Genomic DNA, 14,412 nt, shown 5'->3' on the forward strand with positions numbered 1-14,412 from the left:
TCCCCGCGGGGCTCAAGGAACGACAATGACCGAAGAAAAATTGCCATCGGCAACTGCAATCCCGACATTTGAATCGGCTCAGATCGAAGCCGGGCGGAAACTGTTTTCCCGCCCGGTTACTTTCATGTTGGGGGTGGCGCAACTTGAACAGTTGCCCCCCGAAGACAAGATCGAAATCTGCCTTGCCGGGCGGTCCAATGTGGGAAAATCCAGCCTTTTTAATGCCATAACCGGTCGCAAGGATATGGCCCGGACGTCGAACACGCCCGGCCGTACCCAGCAGCTGAACTATTTCGATCTGGATGGGGCGCTTAATATCGTCGATCTGCCGGGCTATGGATTTGCCAAGGCCCCCAAGGATATCGTCGATACATGGCAGAATGTGATCAAGCAATATCTGCGCGGGCGGGTCACGTTGCGGCGCGTGTTTGTTTTGATCGATTCCCGGCACGGCTTCATGAAAGCCGATCTTGAAATGATGAAGATGCTGGATGAGGCCGCCGTGTCTTATCAGATCGTTCTGACCAAGGCCGACAAGCTCAAAAAAGGCCAGATGGAAAAACGCATTCGCGAAGTGGTCGAAGCGGTGAAAAAACACCCCGCCGCCCTGTCGCAGCTTTTTGCGACATCAAGCGAAAAAGGCACCGGCCTTGAAGCGCTTCGCGCAGAAATCGCAACGCTGCTATAATCACCCGATAGCGCTCGTATAACATTGGGGAGAAGACATGAACGAAGAAGTCCGTTCTGAAGAAGAAAGCTCGGAATCCAACGCTTACCGGACATTGGCACGCGCCAAGGTCCTGTCCGAGGCTCTTCCCTATATGCGACGCTATAACGGTCAGACGATCGTGGTCAAATATGGCGGGCATGCCATGGGGGACCCGGAACTGGCCCGCCTGTTTGCCCAGGATATGGTGCTGTTAAAGCAGGTCGGCATGAACCCGATTGTGGTTCATGGCGGCGGTCCGCAGATCGGCCAGATGCTCAAGGAACTTAACATCCAGTCCGAATTCGTTGATGGCCTTCGCGTCACCGATCAGCAGACCATTGACGTTGTCGAAATGGTTCTGGCTGGCAAGATCAACAAGGAAATCGTTTCGAACATAAACCGTGCAGGGGGTGTCAGCGTTGGTCTGTGTGGCAAGGATGCCCATCTGATCAAGGCGCGCAAACTTCAACGCACCAAACGCGATCCCGAAAGCAATATCGAGAAGGTCCTTGATCTGGGCTTTGTCGGCGAACCGGTTGAGGTCAATCCGCATGTGCTTGATTGCTTCATCAATACCGACATTATTCCGGTAATTGCACCGATAGGGGTTGGTGAAGACGGTCAGACATACAATATCAATGCTGATACGGCTGCCGGTGCCATTGCACAGGCTGTCGGTGCCCGTCGCCTTTATATGCTGACTGATGTCAAAGGTATCCTTGATGCCGATAAGCAACTGGTGCGTGACGCGGATATCGACAGTATCAATGCAATGATTGCCGATGGCACGATCCAGGGCGGTATGATCCCGAAAACGGAAACCTGCATGGATGCAGTCCGCAATGGGGTCGAGGCCGCGGTAATCGTCGATGGTCGTGCACCGCATGCGGTCCTGCTTGAACTCTTCACCGAACGCGGGGCCGGAACAATGATCCGGAGCAGCTGATTTAAGTCCTTTCGGCTGTAGATCACCGAGTGATTACCATTATGGATGCGTGGCTGAAGCCCGCGGATTAGGCTAAGTTCCTTGCGAACGAGATGCCTCCGCGGGCTCACGGTCTCTGAAATATGATGGGTAATCAACAGGTGGAGCACCGTTGTGACAGCGACGGATCATCAAGTCTCGAAGCACTGGGATTATGCCAAGGCAACGCTGGATGCTTTGCGCGATCACGGGCTGCGTCCGACACCCGAACTTTACCATGTCTGGTTCGTTTATTACGCCGAGGAAAACCCCGAAATCCTCCGCGTGATTGATGCTGTCAAAGCAACCGGCGAGACGATTGGCGAAGAAACGCTGCTGCAACTTTACTACCGCTATATCTTTGACCGGCAGGCGGCTGATTTTCTTCAGCGCGGCATGGAAGATTTTTCCGATGTTGTCGAAAATAGCGATGCCTGCCTTTCCAGCACCCGCGACGAGCTGCGTGTTTATAGCGATGTGCTGGGCAAGGCGGAAATATCCCTGAAAACCGGCAAAAAGGCCGACGAAGTCATTCACAATGTGGTCCTGCATACCGGGCGGATGCAAACGACTGTCGAAAGCCTGCATGAACAGCTTGGCGACTATCTGAAGACAATCGCCCATCTGCAACGTGAACTGCATGAAACCCGCGAACGATCCTACACCGATGGCCTGACCCGTGTTTCCAACCGCATGCATTTCGAGGAAGTCCTGGCCAGTTGCTGCGTTGAATTTGATAGCGGCGACATTGACGAACCATTTTGCGTGATGATGGTCGATCTTGATCAGTTCAAGGCGGTGAACGACAAATACGGCCATCGGATCGGCGATGAAATCCTTGTTCTGATCGCGTCCATGATCAAAGCCAATACCAAGGGACGGGATCTGGTGGCGCGCTATGGCGGGGACGAGTTTGCAATCCTGCTGCCACAAACACCGCTCAGGGATGCGATGATGCTGGCCGATGATATGAGCAAGCGGATTGCCGCCCGCGAGGTGCGCGCCAAATCAAGCGGGACGTCATTCGGTCACATGACCGTTTCGGTCGGTGTGGCCGAATATGTTAAGGGCGAAGGGGCCGCAAAGGTCGTTGATCGCGCGGATAGTGCGCTCTATCGGGCCAAGAGGGATGGCCGCAATCGCAATTTTGCCGCCGAATAGAATTCCGTCCGTGCTTGATGCATGTGTGCCATGAACCGGCCAGACTTGCATTAAAACTGCTAAAAGCGTATGTAACCAGCGCCCGGCAAGGCGATTGAGCTTGCCGGACTTTCCGTACTGGCAGCAGGCAAATCATTGGCTGGCGCCGACGGAAGTGTTTTGCAAACCGGAATGGATCCTTAAAAGGGCGAGCATGACAGAGCCGCGCGTCGTTACATTTGGTTGTCGCCTGAACACCTATGAATCCGAGGTGATGCGCGACCATGCCAAAAATGCCGGTCTTGATGATGCGATCATTATCAATACATGCGCGGTTACGACCGAGGCAGAACGCCAGGCCCGTCAAAGCATCCGTCGCCTGCGTCGTGAAAACCCCAATGCCAAGATTTTCGTGACCGGCTGCGCTGTTCAGGTCAATCCTGACAAATTCGCCAAAATGACCGAGATCGACCGTATCTTTGGCAATGATGCCAAGATGAAGGCCGAAACCTTCCTGATGCCCGAACATGAACGTGTCGTGGTCAACGACATCATGTCGGTCGAGGAAACCGCAAGCCATCTGGTTTCCGGCTTCGAAGGCCGCGCACGCGCCTTTGTGCAGGTCCAGAACGGCTGTGATCATCGCTGCACATTCTGCATCATCCCGTTTGGTCGCGGCAATTCGCGCAGCGTCCCCATGGGCGAGATCGTCAGTCAGGTCCGTGAACTGGTCGCCAACGGTTACGGCGAAGTGGTTCTGACCGGGGTGGATATCACCTCCTATGGTCATGATCTGCCGGGCAAGCCGACATTGGGGCAGATGGCACGCCGTCTTCTCGCCCAGGTGCCCGAACTGCCGCGCCTGCGGATTTCATCGATTGACCCGGTCGAGGTCGACGAGGATATCTTCCGCCTGATCGAAACCGAACCACGCCTGATGCCCCATATGCATATCAGCCTTCAGGCGGGTGACGACATGGTGCTCAAACGCATGAAACGTCGCCATCTGCGTCAGGATGTCATCGATTTCTGCAACAAGGTACGCGGACTTCGGGCCGATGTAACCTTCGGCGCCGATATCATTGCAGGTTTCCCTACCGAAACCGATGAAATGGCGGAAAATACCCTGCGTCTGGTTGATGAATGCGGGTTGATTTACCTGCATGTGTTCCCCTATTCCGCCCGTCCGGGAACACCGGCGGCCCGTATGCCCCAGGTGCCCAAGGATATCCGCAAGGAACGCGCCGGCGCGCTTCGTGATGCCGGTGAAATTCAGTTGAACAATTTCCTGAAATCACGCATCGGCCTGACCGAAAATGTGTTGGTGGAAAAGGAAAATACCGGACATACGGAGCATTTTGCTCCCGTTACGCTCGATCGCGTGATAGAACCGGGCACGATTGCAAAGGCCAAAGTCATTGGCGTTGAAGACGGAAAATTGAAAGCGGAGCTTGCGGGATGAGTGAAGAGGGGAAAAAAAGCTGGTTTGCCCGACTGAAAGACGGGTTGAAACGCTCCTCCTCGAAACTGACCACCGGGATTGCAGATATCTTCACCAAGCGCCGTCTGGATGATGATGCGCTTGAAGAATTCGAAGATCTGCTGATCACATCCGATCTGGGTGTCACCACGGCGGCAAAACTGGGCGCAGAATTGTCGCGCACCCGTTTCGACAAAGAAGTCGATCCCGCCGAGATTCAGGAATTCATCGCCACCGAAGTCGCCAAAATCCTTGAACCCGTGGCAAAGCCGCTGGTGATTGATGCGACCAAAAAGCCCCATGTGATCCTTGTGGTTGGCGTTAATGGATCGGGCAAAACCACTACAATCGGAAAACTTGCCAAAACCTATCGCGATCAGGGGCTCAAGGTCATGATGGCGGCGGGCGATACATTCCGTGCTGCCGCTGTTGAACAGCTCAAAGTCTGGGGCGAACGGACCGGATGCCCGGTGATTGCGCGTGATACCGGGGCCGATGCCGCCGGGCTTGCCTTTGATGCGATTGATCAGGCCAAGCGCGAAGGTTATGACCTTTTGCTGATTGATACGGCCGGGCGTTTACAGAACAAGGCGCATCTGATGGACGAACTTAAAAAGATCGTCCGTGTCATTCACAAACGCGATGAAACCGCCCCGCATGATACGTTGCTGGTGCTTGATGCCACCACCGGACAGAATGCCCATTCCCAGGTCGAAGTCTTTTCCGAGGCAACCAATGTCACCGGCCTGATCGTGACCAAGCTGGATGGCACGGCAAAGGGCGGCGTTGTTGTCGCACTGGCCGAAAAATTTGCCAAACCGGTTCATGCGATCGGTGTTGGCGAAAGTGCCGAGGATCTTCGCCCGTTCGAGGCCAAATCATTTGCCCGCAGTCTGGCCGGGCTCGAAGACTGAGCCGCCAGACATCAAATCAGAAAAAGGCGGGGAAAATCCCGCCTTTTCTATGCCTGGAATTCATCCAGACTTTGCTGCAAATCACCGATAAGCTCCTTCATATCCTTAAGGGGCGCGGATATGTCGCCCGGAATATCGTCAAGAGCACATAGATCAAGTGTCTTTCCGAGTTCGACGGACTGGTTTTTCAGACCCCGCGCAAGGCGCATATCGGCATCGGGCAGCATCCAGGACATTGCCCGGTCACGTAACTGTTCCAGACTGTGCAAATCCGGATCGGGGGACGATGTCGGCAGGCCATAGGGCCGAAGGGCCAGTTCAAGACGGCGATTGATGTCACGCAGGCGATTGGCGGTATCGTGGCAGATCGCCTTCATCTGGTTGTCTGTGGCCATGGGGTAGATGGCCGATAGCCGCAGCGAAAGGTCAAGCGCGTCGAGCGCAACGTCATTGACGATTTCCTGATCCTGAAACGATGCCGTGCGGTCCGTTTCGCCGTGAAAGGCGTTGGGGGCGAAAACCGGAAGGACCTTGGCCTCCAGGGTGAAGTGCGCAGGCAACTGGCTGATGATTTCGCCGTCGGCCAGAATGGGTTCACCTTCGCCACCTTCAAGGCGGATGTCGTCGCATTCCTGACTGATCGCATATGAGCTGTCATCAACCGAGCCAAACAGCAATTCAGCCGCAATATCCATGCCCGACAATGTGTCGACATTGGCCTGAATGGCAAACATGTGAAGTTTGCCGTCATCAAGGCGTTTGTTTTCGCGCGGACGCAAACCGCCGCCAAAATACTGGCCATTGGTAACCGTCAACTGGCGCAGTTTCAGATTTCTTGCCGGATTGTCGCCACAGGTCACACTCAGTTCCAGTGGCTTCATGTCGTTCCAGCTTTGCCAGTTCGCCACCGCATAGCTGATGGCCCCGGTCCAGCGTTTCAGATCCGGGTCAATGCGTTTTCGGGCATCGGCGGGGACGCCGATACTGGCCGCATTCACAAAGCTCTTGCCATTGACCCGCCCGATATCAAGCATGGCAATCTGGCCATTGATTGCCGCGCGCGCGGCCTGAAGGATATCGTCGGGGATATACAGGCTGCGGGCAAAATCGTTTGCCGTGCCAAGCGGCAGGGGAACCATCACCACGCCCGCCTTGATCACGGTATCGATAACCGCATTGATCGTTCCATCACCGCCGCCGATCACGACAATATCGCCCCGTTCGCAGGACACGCTGATGAAGTCATTCATGGCGACGGGATCGTCACACAGTTCCAGTTCGGCCCGATAACCGGCATCCTCGAAAATGGCCCGCAATGGTTCTGCACCATTGTCCCGCCATGCGTCGGGCACCTTGTGGCGTGTCAGAAGGATACAAACCTTGCCTGTCAACTCGGTCGATTTCACCTTGATGCCTCCAAAACGGGTGCGGGACTTGCTGCCTGTTTACCATGCTCAAACAGAACGGCAAGATTGAGACACAAAACCGGCGCCAATCTGGCGCCGGTTTTGTAACATGTGATTTAGGAAATGGTTGCGCGAAGCATCCATGCCGCTTCTTCGTGAACGCCAATGCGTTCCGTCAGAAGGTCGGCCGTCTTGACGTCCTCTGCCGCTTCGGCCTCTGCAACACCTTCGCGCAACAGGCGCGATACGCTATCGTGGTCTTCGACCAGTTCCTTGACCATGTCATTGGCCGGAAGAAGTTTGGTCTGATCCTTGACCACGGAATGTTCCATCATTTCCGCAAGGCCGGTGGGGGCCTGGAAGCCGATTGCACGAATGCGTTCTGCCATATCGTCAATCGCTTCGTTCAGGTCCTCATATTGCTCTTCGGTCATTTTATGCAGCGAATAGAAAGCCGGACCGACCACGTTCCAGTGAACCCCGCGCGTTTTGGCATACAGTACGTGCGACGAGCCAATGATCTTGGTCAGCATCTTGGCCAGTTCGCGACGGTCTTTGCGGTCGACGCCGGTTTTGACCGGAAATTCTTTCGCAACGCTCTGCATACTGCTGTGTGCCATTTTTAACTCCTGTATTTCTTTATAACGTTCTGTCGTTCTGACCCCGACCCCGTTATTGGCGGCCGGGCATATCCCGAACGCATGCCCCAAAAACGTCACCCGAAAGCAAAGGTTCCAGAAAATAAAATCGGAATAATTGGAACATTCTTTTGGATCACCCGTTTGAATGGGCAAGCAGTGCGAAAGAAAAAGCGCTGTTGTTTAATAACCAGGAGGTTGTGATGCTTAATAAAACTGTTCTGATGGCTGGTACTATTATGATGTCTGTTGCCGTGACTGCACCGGCTTATGCAGATGCATCGAAAAGCTCGGATCAGACAGGCACGATGGCAACCGACGACGCGATGAAAGCGGATGCCGAAAAAATGGGTGACAAAGCCGCGGCCGAATATGATCAGGCCAAGGAATTCACCTATGAGCAAAAGAACGAGTTCCTCGCCTGGGTTGAAGAAAAATCCAATCAGCTTGGCGAGAAATACGATGAAGTATCCGCAAATGTCAGCGATGACAGCGAGGATGCTGTCGATGAACTCGCCGAAGCATGGGATGGTGCGAAGGTAAATCTGAGCGAGGCCTATGAAGATACCAAGGATGCATCGGCAGAGACGTGGGAAAACGTAAAAGCCAATACCCTTGAGGCACTTGATAATGCCGAACAGGCGCTCTCGGACGATCACACCACCGAATAAGACATCACAACCTTAACTCGGTGAAGTGGTGTTCCGGGTGTTGGCGGCCCACCCTTAACGGGTGGGCCGTTACTTGTTTGACCGTGTATCAAGAGCATCCATGGAAAAGAAAAACAGAAAATCAAACAAAGGCGGCTTTCGGCGATGGTGGCGTTTATGGCAACTTCGTCTTGAAAAGCTCGCCTCCGGTCGCAAGGGCCTTGGGGGCATCACTGTTGCGTCGTTTCTTGAAACCACCATCATTCCCATACCAATCGAAATCCTGATTGCCCCGATCATGGCCGCATCCCGTCGGCGTGGGGCAATCGTTGCGACGGTGACCCTCGCAGGCAGCGTCGCAGGAGCGGTGTTTCTGTATCTGGTGGCTTATGGGCTATCAGATGAATTTGTCCGCCCTCTTGTTGAACTGTCCGGCGGGCAGCAGGAATTTCAGAAGGTCGAACAACAGTTCCGGGACGGCGGTTTCTGGGTGGTTTTTGCAATCAGCATTGCACCGGTTCCGATGCAGCTTGCCGCGATTGCCGCCGGGGCAACAGCATATCCCTTCTGGCTGTTTCTGATCGCAATCGGGATATCGCGTGCCTTGCGATATTACGGGTTGTGGTTGCTGGTTCTGGGATTTGGTGTCGGTATCGCCCGTCTTTTCGAGGGCAAGAAACCTGACAGGCTTGAAAAGCCCGAGAAAGGTGATTCGGTTTAATCCGAAAACACGCAAAATCGAGATAGAAATAACAAAGCCCGGCTATTTGCCGGGCTTTTTTCAGAGATATTGAAAAAAAATCTCTTCGGACTATTCCGCTTCAATCCGGAAATCGGTGGTGGTTTTGCCTTCGGTTTCCGGATCTTCGACATCCTCGGAGACCAAGCCGCGGCGAATCAGTTCACGAATGGCTGCTGCTCGGGTTGGCATGCGATGCTCAAATCGCCAGTCGTCGATGAACTTCAGCTCATCGTCGTCGAGCATAATCTGAAGCTTTTCAGTTCGTTTCGAGGTTGACACTCGTGGGCCCTCATTAAGTTCAGACGTTCTAGGGTGCGTCTGAAACCATTGATACGCAACGTGTTCAGAAATTTTGGAGTAACTTACGTTACCTCCGTTTTCTACATATTACAACCAGGTTCCTGAACTGAACCAGTCAACGCAACCTGATCAAGTAATGTAAAGTAATGATTAAGTGTTATCTGCGTATAATGATCATATTGATGTGATTATGTTTGTTGAGCTTGTTGTTGTTGTTAATGATTTGAAGCAGGTTCATTGTATTGCCTAAGTGAACCATACGATTTTACTTTAAATAATATTTTCTTTTGTTACGGTGGGGACATCCAAAAACGGAGGTTGTGATGTCTGATCAAGTTATGAACGAAATTGAAGATCACGTTCCCGCTCTGCGTCGCCATGCTTATCGGCTGACCAGCAGCATGGACCGTGCACAGGATCTCGTGCAGGACACCTTGCTGAAAGCCATCAGCAAGAAAGATCAGTTTGAAGAAGGCACCAGCCTTAAAGCCTGGTTGCACCGGATTCTGTTCAACACATTCATTTCGGGCAAACGTCGGGAGAAAACCCGCGGGCATCATGTCGACTGGGATGACCTTGGCGATGTGTATGGACATGGCAGTAATCAGATGGCCCGTTTGCAATTGCGTGATGCCGATCGTATCCTTGGTGAACTTCCTGAACAGGAACGTCAGGCGATCCTTTTGACGGCTGTTGATGAAGTTTCCTATCAGGACGCCGCCGACCAGATGAATGTCGAGATTGGCACGGTCAAATCCCGTGTAGGTCGCGCACGCCGGAAGCTGCGTTCTTCCGTCGGCCGTATCGAAGCCCGGGAACACGCATCGCGGTTCGTGGGGGAGGCAGCCTAATGACCCATGTGCTTGCTGTTTACGGCAAGGACGACATCGTAAGTTACGTGCACGGATCCATTGACGATGAAGACAAGGGCGATATCGAAGATCTTGTCCAATCGGATCCGCGCGCCGCAGGAATTGTCCGTGATTTCGAAAAAGATCATTTAAGTGACGGAAAGACAGTTGATCTCCTGCGTTACCGTCGTCTTAAAAAATTGAAGTCTCTGGCTTCTGGTGCCGGTCTCCTGCATGAGTGATGCGTTAAATGCAATAGTGCATTGAAGCGAAAATTTATTGACTTTGTTGACCAACGGTCAGATAAAGTATGCATCGGAGTTGATCGTCTTTTCCCTCAACGTCTAAGGCCCTTCTCCGAAATCGGCCGGAACCTCTTGGTTTCGGCCCTTTTTTTGTCTTGATGCTGCCTTGCCAGCGATGAGGCCGCGAATCGATGATCTCCATCCCCGTGCGGAGATGAATTTCGCGTCATGGTTATGAGCCATGCATCAAAACTGTCATTTGGATTTTTTGAAAATAATCCCGACATATATGTCTGGCATGTTTCCGTGTGGCCCGGCTTTATGCGCCTCCGGCACAATCGGTATCCCAACTTTGCGTAACGGATCCGCCGTTTTGATGTTCGGCCATGCATGAATTGGGGGTTGCCAGAGGCAAGGCTAGCGGTGATAAATCTCTCGCTCAATACAACAATAAGAAAAAGGAGCAACTTATTATGGTATCCGACGTCCACGGATCGGTCCGCGATCTGTTTGAATTTACTGACGCCGAAAAGGCAATTGCCCGTATCAAGGAAATTTATACGACGGGTGCGGAATCTGTTCGCGACGCCTTCACCCGCTTTGGAAACGGTCAACAATCCTCGCCTGTGCGCGCCTATTACCCGTATCTCGGGATCGAGGTGCCGCCCGAGAAATTGCATGTCGAAAGCACCCTGTCCTACGGTGCGCCGCGTGACCCCGGCATTTATGGCACGACGCTGACGCGCCCGGACCTGTTTGAACAATATTACCGTGAACAGATCGAACTTCTGCTGAAAAACCACGATGTGCCGGTCGTTGTCGGTGTGTCGGATCGTCCGATCCCATTGCCGTTTCTTGTTGAAACCGCAACCGACAATATCGGCCCGACCGACATCCGCCAGCTTCAGATGATCTTCGATATGCCCGATCTGGCGCGCACCGATGATGATATCGCCAATGGTGTGCATTACGGCATTACCGAGGGGCCAAAGCCGTTATCGCTGTTTTCAGGCGAACGTGTTGACTACTCGCTGGCGCGTTTGCGGCATTACACCGCGACATTGCCGGAACATTTCCAGAAATTCGTGCTGTTCACCAACTATCAGCGCTATGTCGACGAATTCATCGAATTCGCCAAGCTCCAGCTTGAAGACCCCCAAAGCCCCTATGTCGCCTTTGTCGAACCAGGCCCGAAAGTCCATGTTCGCAAAAACGCGCCAAAAGGCTGGGTCGAAAGCGGCGAACCGGTCGCACAACTGCCGCAGATGCCGTCCTATCACCTGATCCGTGAAGACGGGCTTGGGGTGACGTTGGTGAATATCGGCGTTGGTCCGTCAAATGCCAAAACCGCAACCGACCATATTGCCGTTCTGCGCCCGCATTGCTGGTTGATGCTGGGCCATTGTGCCGGTCTTCGGCGCAGCCAGCTTCTTGGCGATTATGTTCTGGCCCATGGTTATGTGCGCGATGATCATGTGCTCGACTCCGATTTGCCGCTCTGGATTCCGGTGCCCCCGATTGCAGAGGTGCAGGTCGCCCTTGCCAATTCGGTGGCCAAGATCACCGGTCTTAAAGGGCGCGAAATGAAGGCCCGCATGCGGACCGGGACCGTGGCGACCACGGATAACCGGAACTGGGAACTGCGTTACAGCGAATTGTTTGTCCGCCTGAACCAGTCGCGGGCGATTGCGGTGGATATGGAAAGCGCCACGATTGCTGCCAACGGTTTCCGTTTCCGTGTGCCTTACGGCACGTTGCTGTGCGTTTCCGATAAACCGGTGCACGGCGAACTGAAACTGCCGGGCATGGCCAACAACTTCTATCGCCAGCGTATCGGGCAACACCTTCAGGTCGGTCTTGATACCATCGATACCCTGCGAAACGAGGTCAACCAGCTGCATTCGCGCAAACTGCGTTCCCTTGACGAGCCGGCCTTCCGCTAGGTCCTCCTGACATTCACGAGAACGCCCGTTGCCTCACGGCGGCGGGCGTTTCAGACCGCTGACACCACACTCCCAACCTGATCGTCATACCATTTCGATGGGATGTGGATTCCGGCTCTGTGCCCCGAATGACGATTTGATCAATCGCCCGGCTAATCCCGCCAGCCAACCAACCCCGGACCGCTGACAAAGCATTGTCAACCTGATCGTCATTCCCGCGACGGCAGGAATCCAGTCTCTTTCAACGGGGCATGGATTCCGGGTCTGCGCTTCGCTGCGCCCGGAATGACAGTTTTGATCAATTGCTAAACGCCACCAACCAGAGGGGCCGCGAACCGAACCCTGCTGCCTCGAACAAACGCTGCTCGCTCCCGGTTGCCCCAAAACACACCTCACCCCAAGGGCAACGGCGTTGCGGCATGGCAGACACACAAATCCCGCCATCTATCACCGGCCTTTCGGCATCTCCGAACGCACCATCGGCCCGCTGGCAACCGATCCTGCCAGCCAATCCCGACCAGACGATCCCGTGCCGATCCCGTGCCGATCCAATCCGGGCGCAATTCGGGCCCGCTGATTCTCGGCATTGTCACGCTTCAACGACCGGACTGGACTGAACTGGACCGAACCAACTTCGTCCCGGTTCTCGCTGCCCCGAACCAACACCCTTACCCTAAGGGCACATCTCTCCCGTCATGATAAACACCCGTTTTTCGTAAATTTCCCTCGGCCTCACGGCCCAGACGCACCACCGCCGTAATGACTTTTCCATGCGCCAGTGACGGCCCGTTGGCGATACCGCCAGCGTCCTTTCAGACAATCAGATCGCTGTCCCGTCATCATCCCATTCCTGTTTTTGCCGCCCGAAACGCAAAAAACCCGCAAAAGCGAATCACGCTTTGCGGGTTTTGTCTCCGGACCCATTTGTCCTGTTGACTTTATCTTTATGCCACAACGAAAAGAACAAATCAAGAACTTTCTTCCAGAAAGCCGGAAAAAGTTCCCAATCAAAGCTCGGCACGGAAAGAATGGTATATTTTTCAATATCTTAGCCGGGCGTTTTGTGATGGTTTGATGAAGTCGGCAAAACCGGCTGCTTTGGGCTTTGGCCCTGCCATTGCATCCATTATCCTTCGCCCTTGGTTCCATCGGGACCGCAGTGATCTGAGCACGGGGAAAGCATGACCGACCAAAACCTGGCCAAGCCCGATTTACGCCTTTGGCAGATTTTCCTGATTTTTCTGCGTCTGGGTCTAACCAGCTTTGGCGGGCCGGTCGCCCATATCGGCTATTTCCGCGAAGAATTCGTTCTGCGCCGCAGGTGGCTTTCGGATGCAACCTATGGCGATCTGGTTGCACTTTGCCAATTCGCGCCCGGTCCGGCCAGTTCGCAGGTCGGCATGGGGATCGGCATGTCGCTGGGCGGGCTTGCCGGTGCCTTTGTAGCATGGCTCGGTTTTACCATGCCATCGGCAATCGTTCTGGCCGCACTCGGGCTTGGCCTTTCGGCGGCTGATCTGGCGGCGACCGGGCCGGTGATCTGGGGGCTTAAGCTGGTTGCGGTTGGTGTGGTGGCGCATGCGCTTGTCGGTATGGCACGCAGCTTATGCCCGGATGTCCCGCGCGCCATACTGGCGTTGATTGCGGCGGCGTTGATGATTGCGATCAACAGTGTTGGCATGCAGGCAATTGTGATTATCGGCGGGGCCTTTGCCGGTTTTGTGTTTCTGCGCGGTGATCATGGAAAGGTAGAGGGAAGCCTTGGTGCAGGCCTATCGCCGAAGGGGGCCATATGTGCCTTGGGCCTGTTTGTTCTGTTGCTGATCGGGTTGCCTTTATTGGCCAATATTGTCCCATCGCCCTGGCTTGCGGTGTTTGACGGGTTTTATCGCAGTGGCGCACTGGTTTTCGGCGGCGGGCATGTGGTGCTGCCGCTGTTGCAGGAAGCCGTGGTTGCCCCCGGATGGGTCGATCTGGATGTGTTTCTTGCCGGTTACGGTGCAACCCAAGCCGTGCCGGGGCCGATCTTTACGTTTGCGGCCTATCTGGGGGCTGTGTTGCAAAATGGTGCCGGGGGAATTTGGGGCGCTTCTGTGGCCCTGATCGCGATTTTCCTGCCCGCGTTTCTTCTGGTGATCGGATTGTTGCCGTTCTGGGATCGCGTGCGGCATATGCCCAAAATGCGCGCCGGACTGGCCGGGATCAATGCGGCGGTTGTCGGTTTGCTGGCATCGGTTTTATATGACCCGATCTGGACCGGAACCATCCATGACGTAAAGGACGTGGTTATTGTGGCCCTTGCGTTCGTCGTTTTGCAATGGCGCGTAATGCCGGTCTGGGCGCTTGTTCTGGCCGGGGGTGCCGGCGGGGCAGTGATGGGTGTTTTGGGTTTCGCCGGGGCAATCGCCTGATCCGAAATTTAGATCCATG

General features: G+C 54.4%; 14 protein-coding genes. 11 read left to right on the top strand and 3 right to left on the bottom strand.

Annotated elements, in window-relative coordinates; genetic code table 11:
- Nucleotides 1-25: 25 nt before the first annotated feature.
- The 5 genes from yihA to ftsY all read left to right on the top strand — a co-directional run bounded on the left by yihA (nt 26) and on the right by ftsY (nt 5,207).
- Entirely contained in the window at nt 26-688 is a 663-nt protein-coding gene (gene yihA / locus IT971_RS02640; protein ID WP_007091260.1) for a ribosome biogenesis GTP-binding protein YihA/YsxC, read from the top strand.
- A 37-nt stretch (nt 689-725) separates the two neighbouring features.
- A complete protein-coding gene (gene argB, locus IT971_RS02645) occupies nt 726-1,655 on the top strand; it encodes an acetylglutamate kinase (protein WP_007091259.1) in 930 nt (309 codons plus the stop codon).
- Between the two features lie 153 nt (nt 1,656-1,808).
- Entirely contained in the window at nt 1,809-2,834 is a 1,026-nt protein-coding gene (locus IT971_RS02650) for a GGDEF domain-containing protein (protein WP_063095489.1), read from the top strand.
- 193 nt (nt 2,835-3,027) lie between these two features.
- A complete protein-coding gene (mtaB, locus tag IT971_RS02655) occupies nt 3,028-4,275 on the top strand; it encodes a tRNA (N(6)-L-threonylcarbamoyladenosine(37)-C(2))-methylthiotransferase MtaB (protein ID WP_063095491.1) in 1,248 nt (415 codons plus the stop codon).
- Entirely contained in the window at nt 4,272-5,207 is a 936-nt protein-coding gene (gene ftsY / locus IT971_RS02660; protein ID WP_007091256.1) for a signal recognition particle-docking protein FtsY, read from the top strand. The genes mtaB and ftsY overlap by 4 nt, the downstream gene beginning before the upstream one ends.
- A 47-nt stretch (nt 5,208-5,254) precedes the next feature.
- Here ftsY and IT971_RS02665 read toward each other — a convergent pair whose 3' ends face one another.
- Both IT971_RS02665 and IT971_RS02670 read right to left on the bottom strand, forming a co-directional pair.
- Nucleotides 5,255-6,613, bottom strand: a complete 1,359-nt coding sequence (locus IT971_RS02665) for a diacylglycerol kinase family protein (RefSeq protein ID WP_063095487.1) — start codon at nt 6,611-6,613, stop codon at nt 5,255-5,257.
- A gap of 116 nt (nt 6,614-6,729) precedes the next feature.
- Complete coding sequence (locus tag IT971_RS02670) at nt 6,730-7,233, bottom strand: Dps family protein (RefSeq protein WP_063095485.1); 504 nt, start codon at nt 7,231-7,233, stop codon at nt 6,730-6,732.
- A 221-nt stretch (nt 7,234-7,454) separates the two neighbouring features.
- Here IT971_RS02670 and IT971_RS02675 point away from each other — a divergent pair, with 221 nt between their 5' ends.
- Nucleotides 7,455-7,922 (top strand): hypothetical protein, encoded by a 468-nt coding sequence (locus IT971_RS02675; protein ID WP_223304986.1) that lies wholly within the window; start codon nt 7,455-7,457, stop codon nt 7,920-7,922.
- Between the two features lie 100 nt (nt 7,923-8,022).
- Entirely contained in the window at nt 8,023-8,622 is a 600-nt protein-coding gene (locus IT971_RS02680) for a YqaA family protein (RefSeq protein ID WP_063095481.1), read from the top strand.
- A gap of 90 nt (nt 8,623-8,712) precedes the next feature.
- Here the strand turns inward: IT971_RS02680 and IT971_RS02685 are convergent, their stop codons facing one another.
- Nucleotides 8,713-8,886 (bottom strand): hypothetical protein, encoded by a 174-nt coding sequence (locus IT971_RS02685; protein ID WP_007091251.1) that lies wholly within the window; start codon nt 8,884-8,886, stop codon nt 8,713-8,715.
- 380 nt (nt 8,887-9,266) lie between these two features.
- Between IT971_RS02685 and IT971_RS02690 the strand changes: the two genes are divergently transcribed.
- The 4 genes from IT971_RS02690 (at nt 9,267) to chrA (ending at nt 14,393) form a co-directional block, all read left to right on the top strand.
- On the top strand, nt 9,267-9,794 hold the full coding sequence (locus IT971_RS02690) for a sigma-70 family RNA polymerase sigma factor (RefSeq protein ID WP_007091250.1): 528 nt from the start codon (nt 9,267-9,269) through the stop codon (nt 9,792-9,794).
- The gene (locus IT971_RS02695) at nt 9,794-10,036 is read left to right on the top strand and encodes a hypothetical protein (RefSeq protein ID WP_007091249.1); all 243 of its coding nucleotides are present in this window, start codon (nt 9,794-9,796) and stop codon (nt 10,034-10,036) included. The genes IT971_RS02690 and IT971_RS02695 overlap by 1 nt, the downstream gene beginning before the upstream one ends.
- A gap of 476 nt (nt 10,037-10,512) precedes the next feature.
- On the top strand, nt 10,513-11,982 hold the full coding sequence (locus tag IT971_RS02700) for an AMP nucleosidase (protein WP_063095479.1): 1,470 nt from the start codon (nt 10,513-10,515) through the stop codon (nt 11,980-11,982).
- A 1,181-nt stretch (nt 11,983-13,163) separates the two neighbouring features.
- Nucleotides 13,164-14,393 carry a chromate efflux transporter gene (chrA, locus tag IT971_RS02705; RefSeq protein ID WP_063093262.1) on the top strand — a complete coding sequence of 410 codons (1,230 nt, stop codon included), beginning with the start codon at nt 13,164-13,166 and terminating at the stop codon, nt 14,391-14,393.
- The last annotated feature ends 19 nt before the right edge of the window (nt 14,394-14,412 follow it).

The organism is Thalassospira sp. B30-1, assembly GCF_015767575.1.
GTDB classification, from domain to species: Bacteria; Pseudomonadota; Alphaproteobacteria; order Rhodospirillales; family Thalassospiraceae; genus Thalassospira; species Thalassospira xiamenensis.

What these genes read in the sequence shown, in the direction of transcription:
- yihA (WP_007091260.1), top strand. Translation starts at nt 26, where the DNA reads ATGACCGAAGAAAAATTGCCATCGGCAACTGCAATCCCGACATTTGAA.
- argB (WP_007091259.1), top strand. Translation starts at nt 726, where the DNA reads ATGAACGAAGAAGTCCGTTCTGAAGAAGAAAGCTCGGAATCCAACGCT.
- mtaB (WP_063095491.1), top strand. Translation starts at nt 3,028, where the DNA reads ATGACAGAGCCGCGCGTCGTTACATTTGGTTGTCGCCTGAACACCTAT.
- ftsY (WP_007091256.1), top strand. Translation starts at nt 4,272, where the DNA reads ATGAGTGAAGAGGGGAAAAAAAGCTGGTTTGCCCGACTGAAAGACGGG.
- IT971_RS02670 (WP_063095485.1), bottom strand. Translation starts at nt 7,233, where the DNA reads ATGGCACACAGCAGTATGCAGAGCGTTGCGAAAGAATTTCCGGTCAAA.
- IT971_RS02675 (WP_223304986.1), top strand. Translation starts at nt 7,455, where the DNA reads ATGCTTAATAAAACTGTTCTGATGGCTGGTACTATTATGATGTCTGTT.
- IT971_RS02680 (WP_063095481.1), top strand. Translation starts at nt 8,023, where the DNA reads ATGGAAAAGAAAAACAGAAAATCAAACAAAGGCGGCTTTCGGCGATGG.
- IT971_RS02685 (WP_007091251.1), bottom strand. Translation starts at nt 8,886, where the DNA reads ATGCTCGACGACGATGAGCTGAAGTTCATCGACGACTGGCGATTTGAG.
- IT971_RS02690 (WP_007091250.1), top strand. Translation starts at nt 9,267, where the DNA reads ATGTCTGATCAAGTTATGAACGAAATTGAAGATCACGTTCCCGCTCTG.
- IT971_RS02695 (WP_007091249.1), top strand. Translation starts at nt 9,794, where the DNA reads ATGACCCATGTGCTTGCTGTTTACGGCAAGGACGACATCGTAAGTTAC.
- IT971_RS02700 (WP_063095479.1), top strand. Translation starts at nt 10,513, where the DNA reads ATGGTATCCGACGTCCACGGATCGGTCCGCGATCTGTTTGAATTTACT.
- chrA (WP_063093262.1), top strand. Translation starts at nt 13,164, where the DNA reads ATGACCGACCAAAACCTGGCCAAGCCCGATTTACGCCTTTGGCAGATT.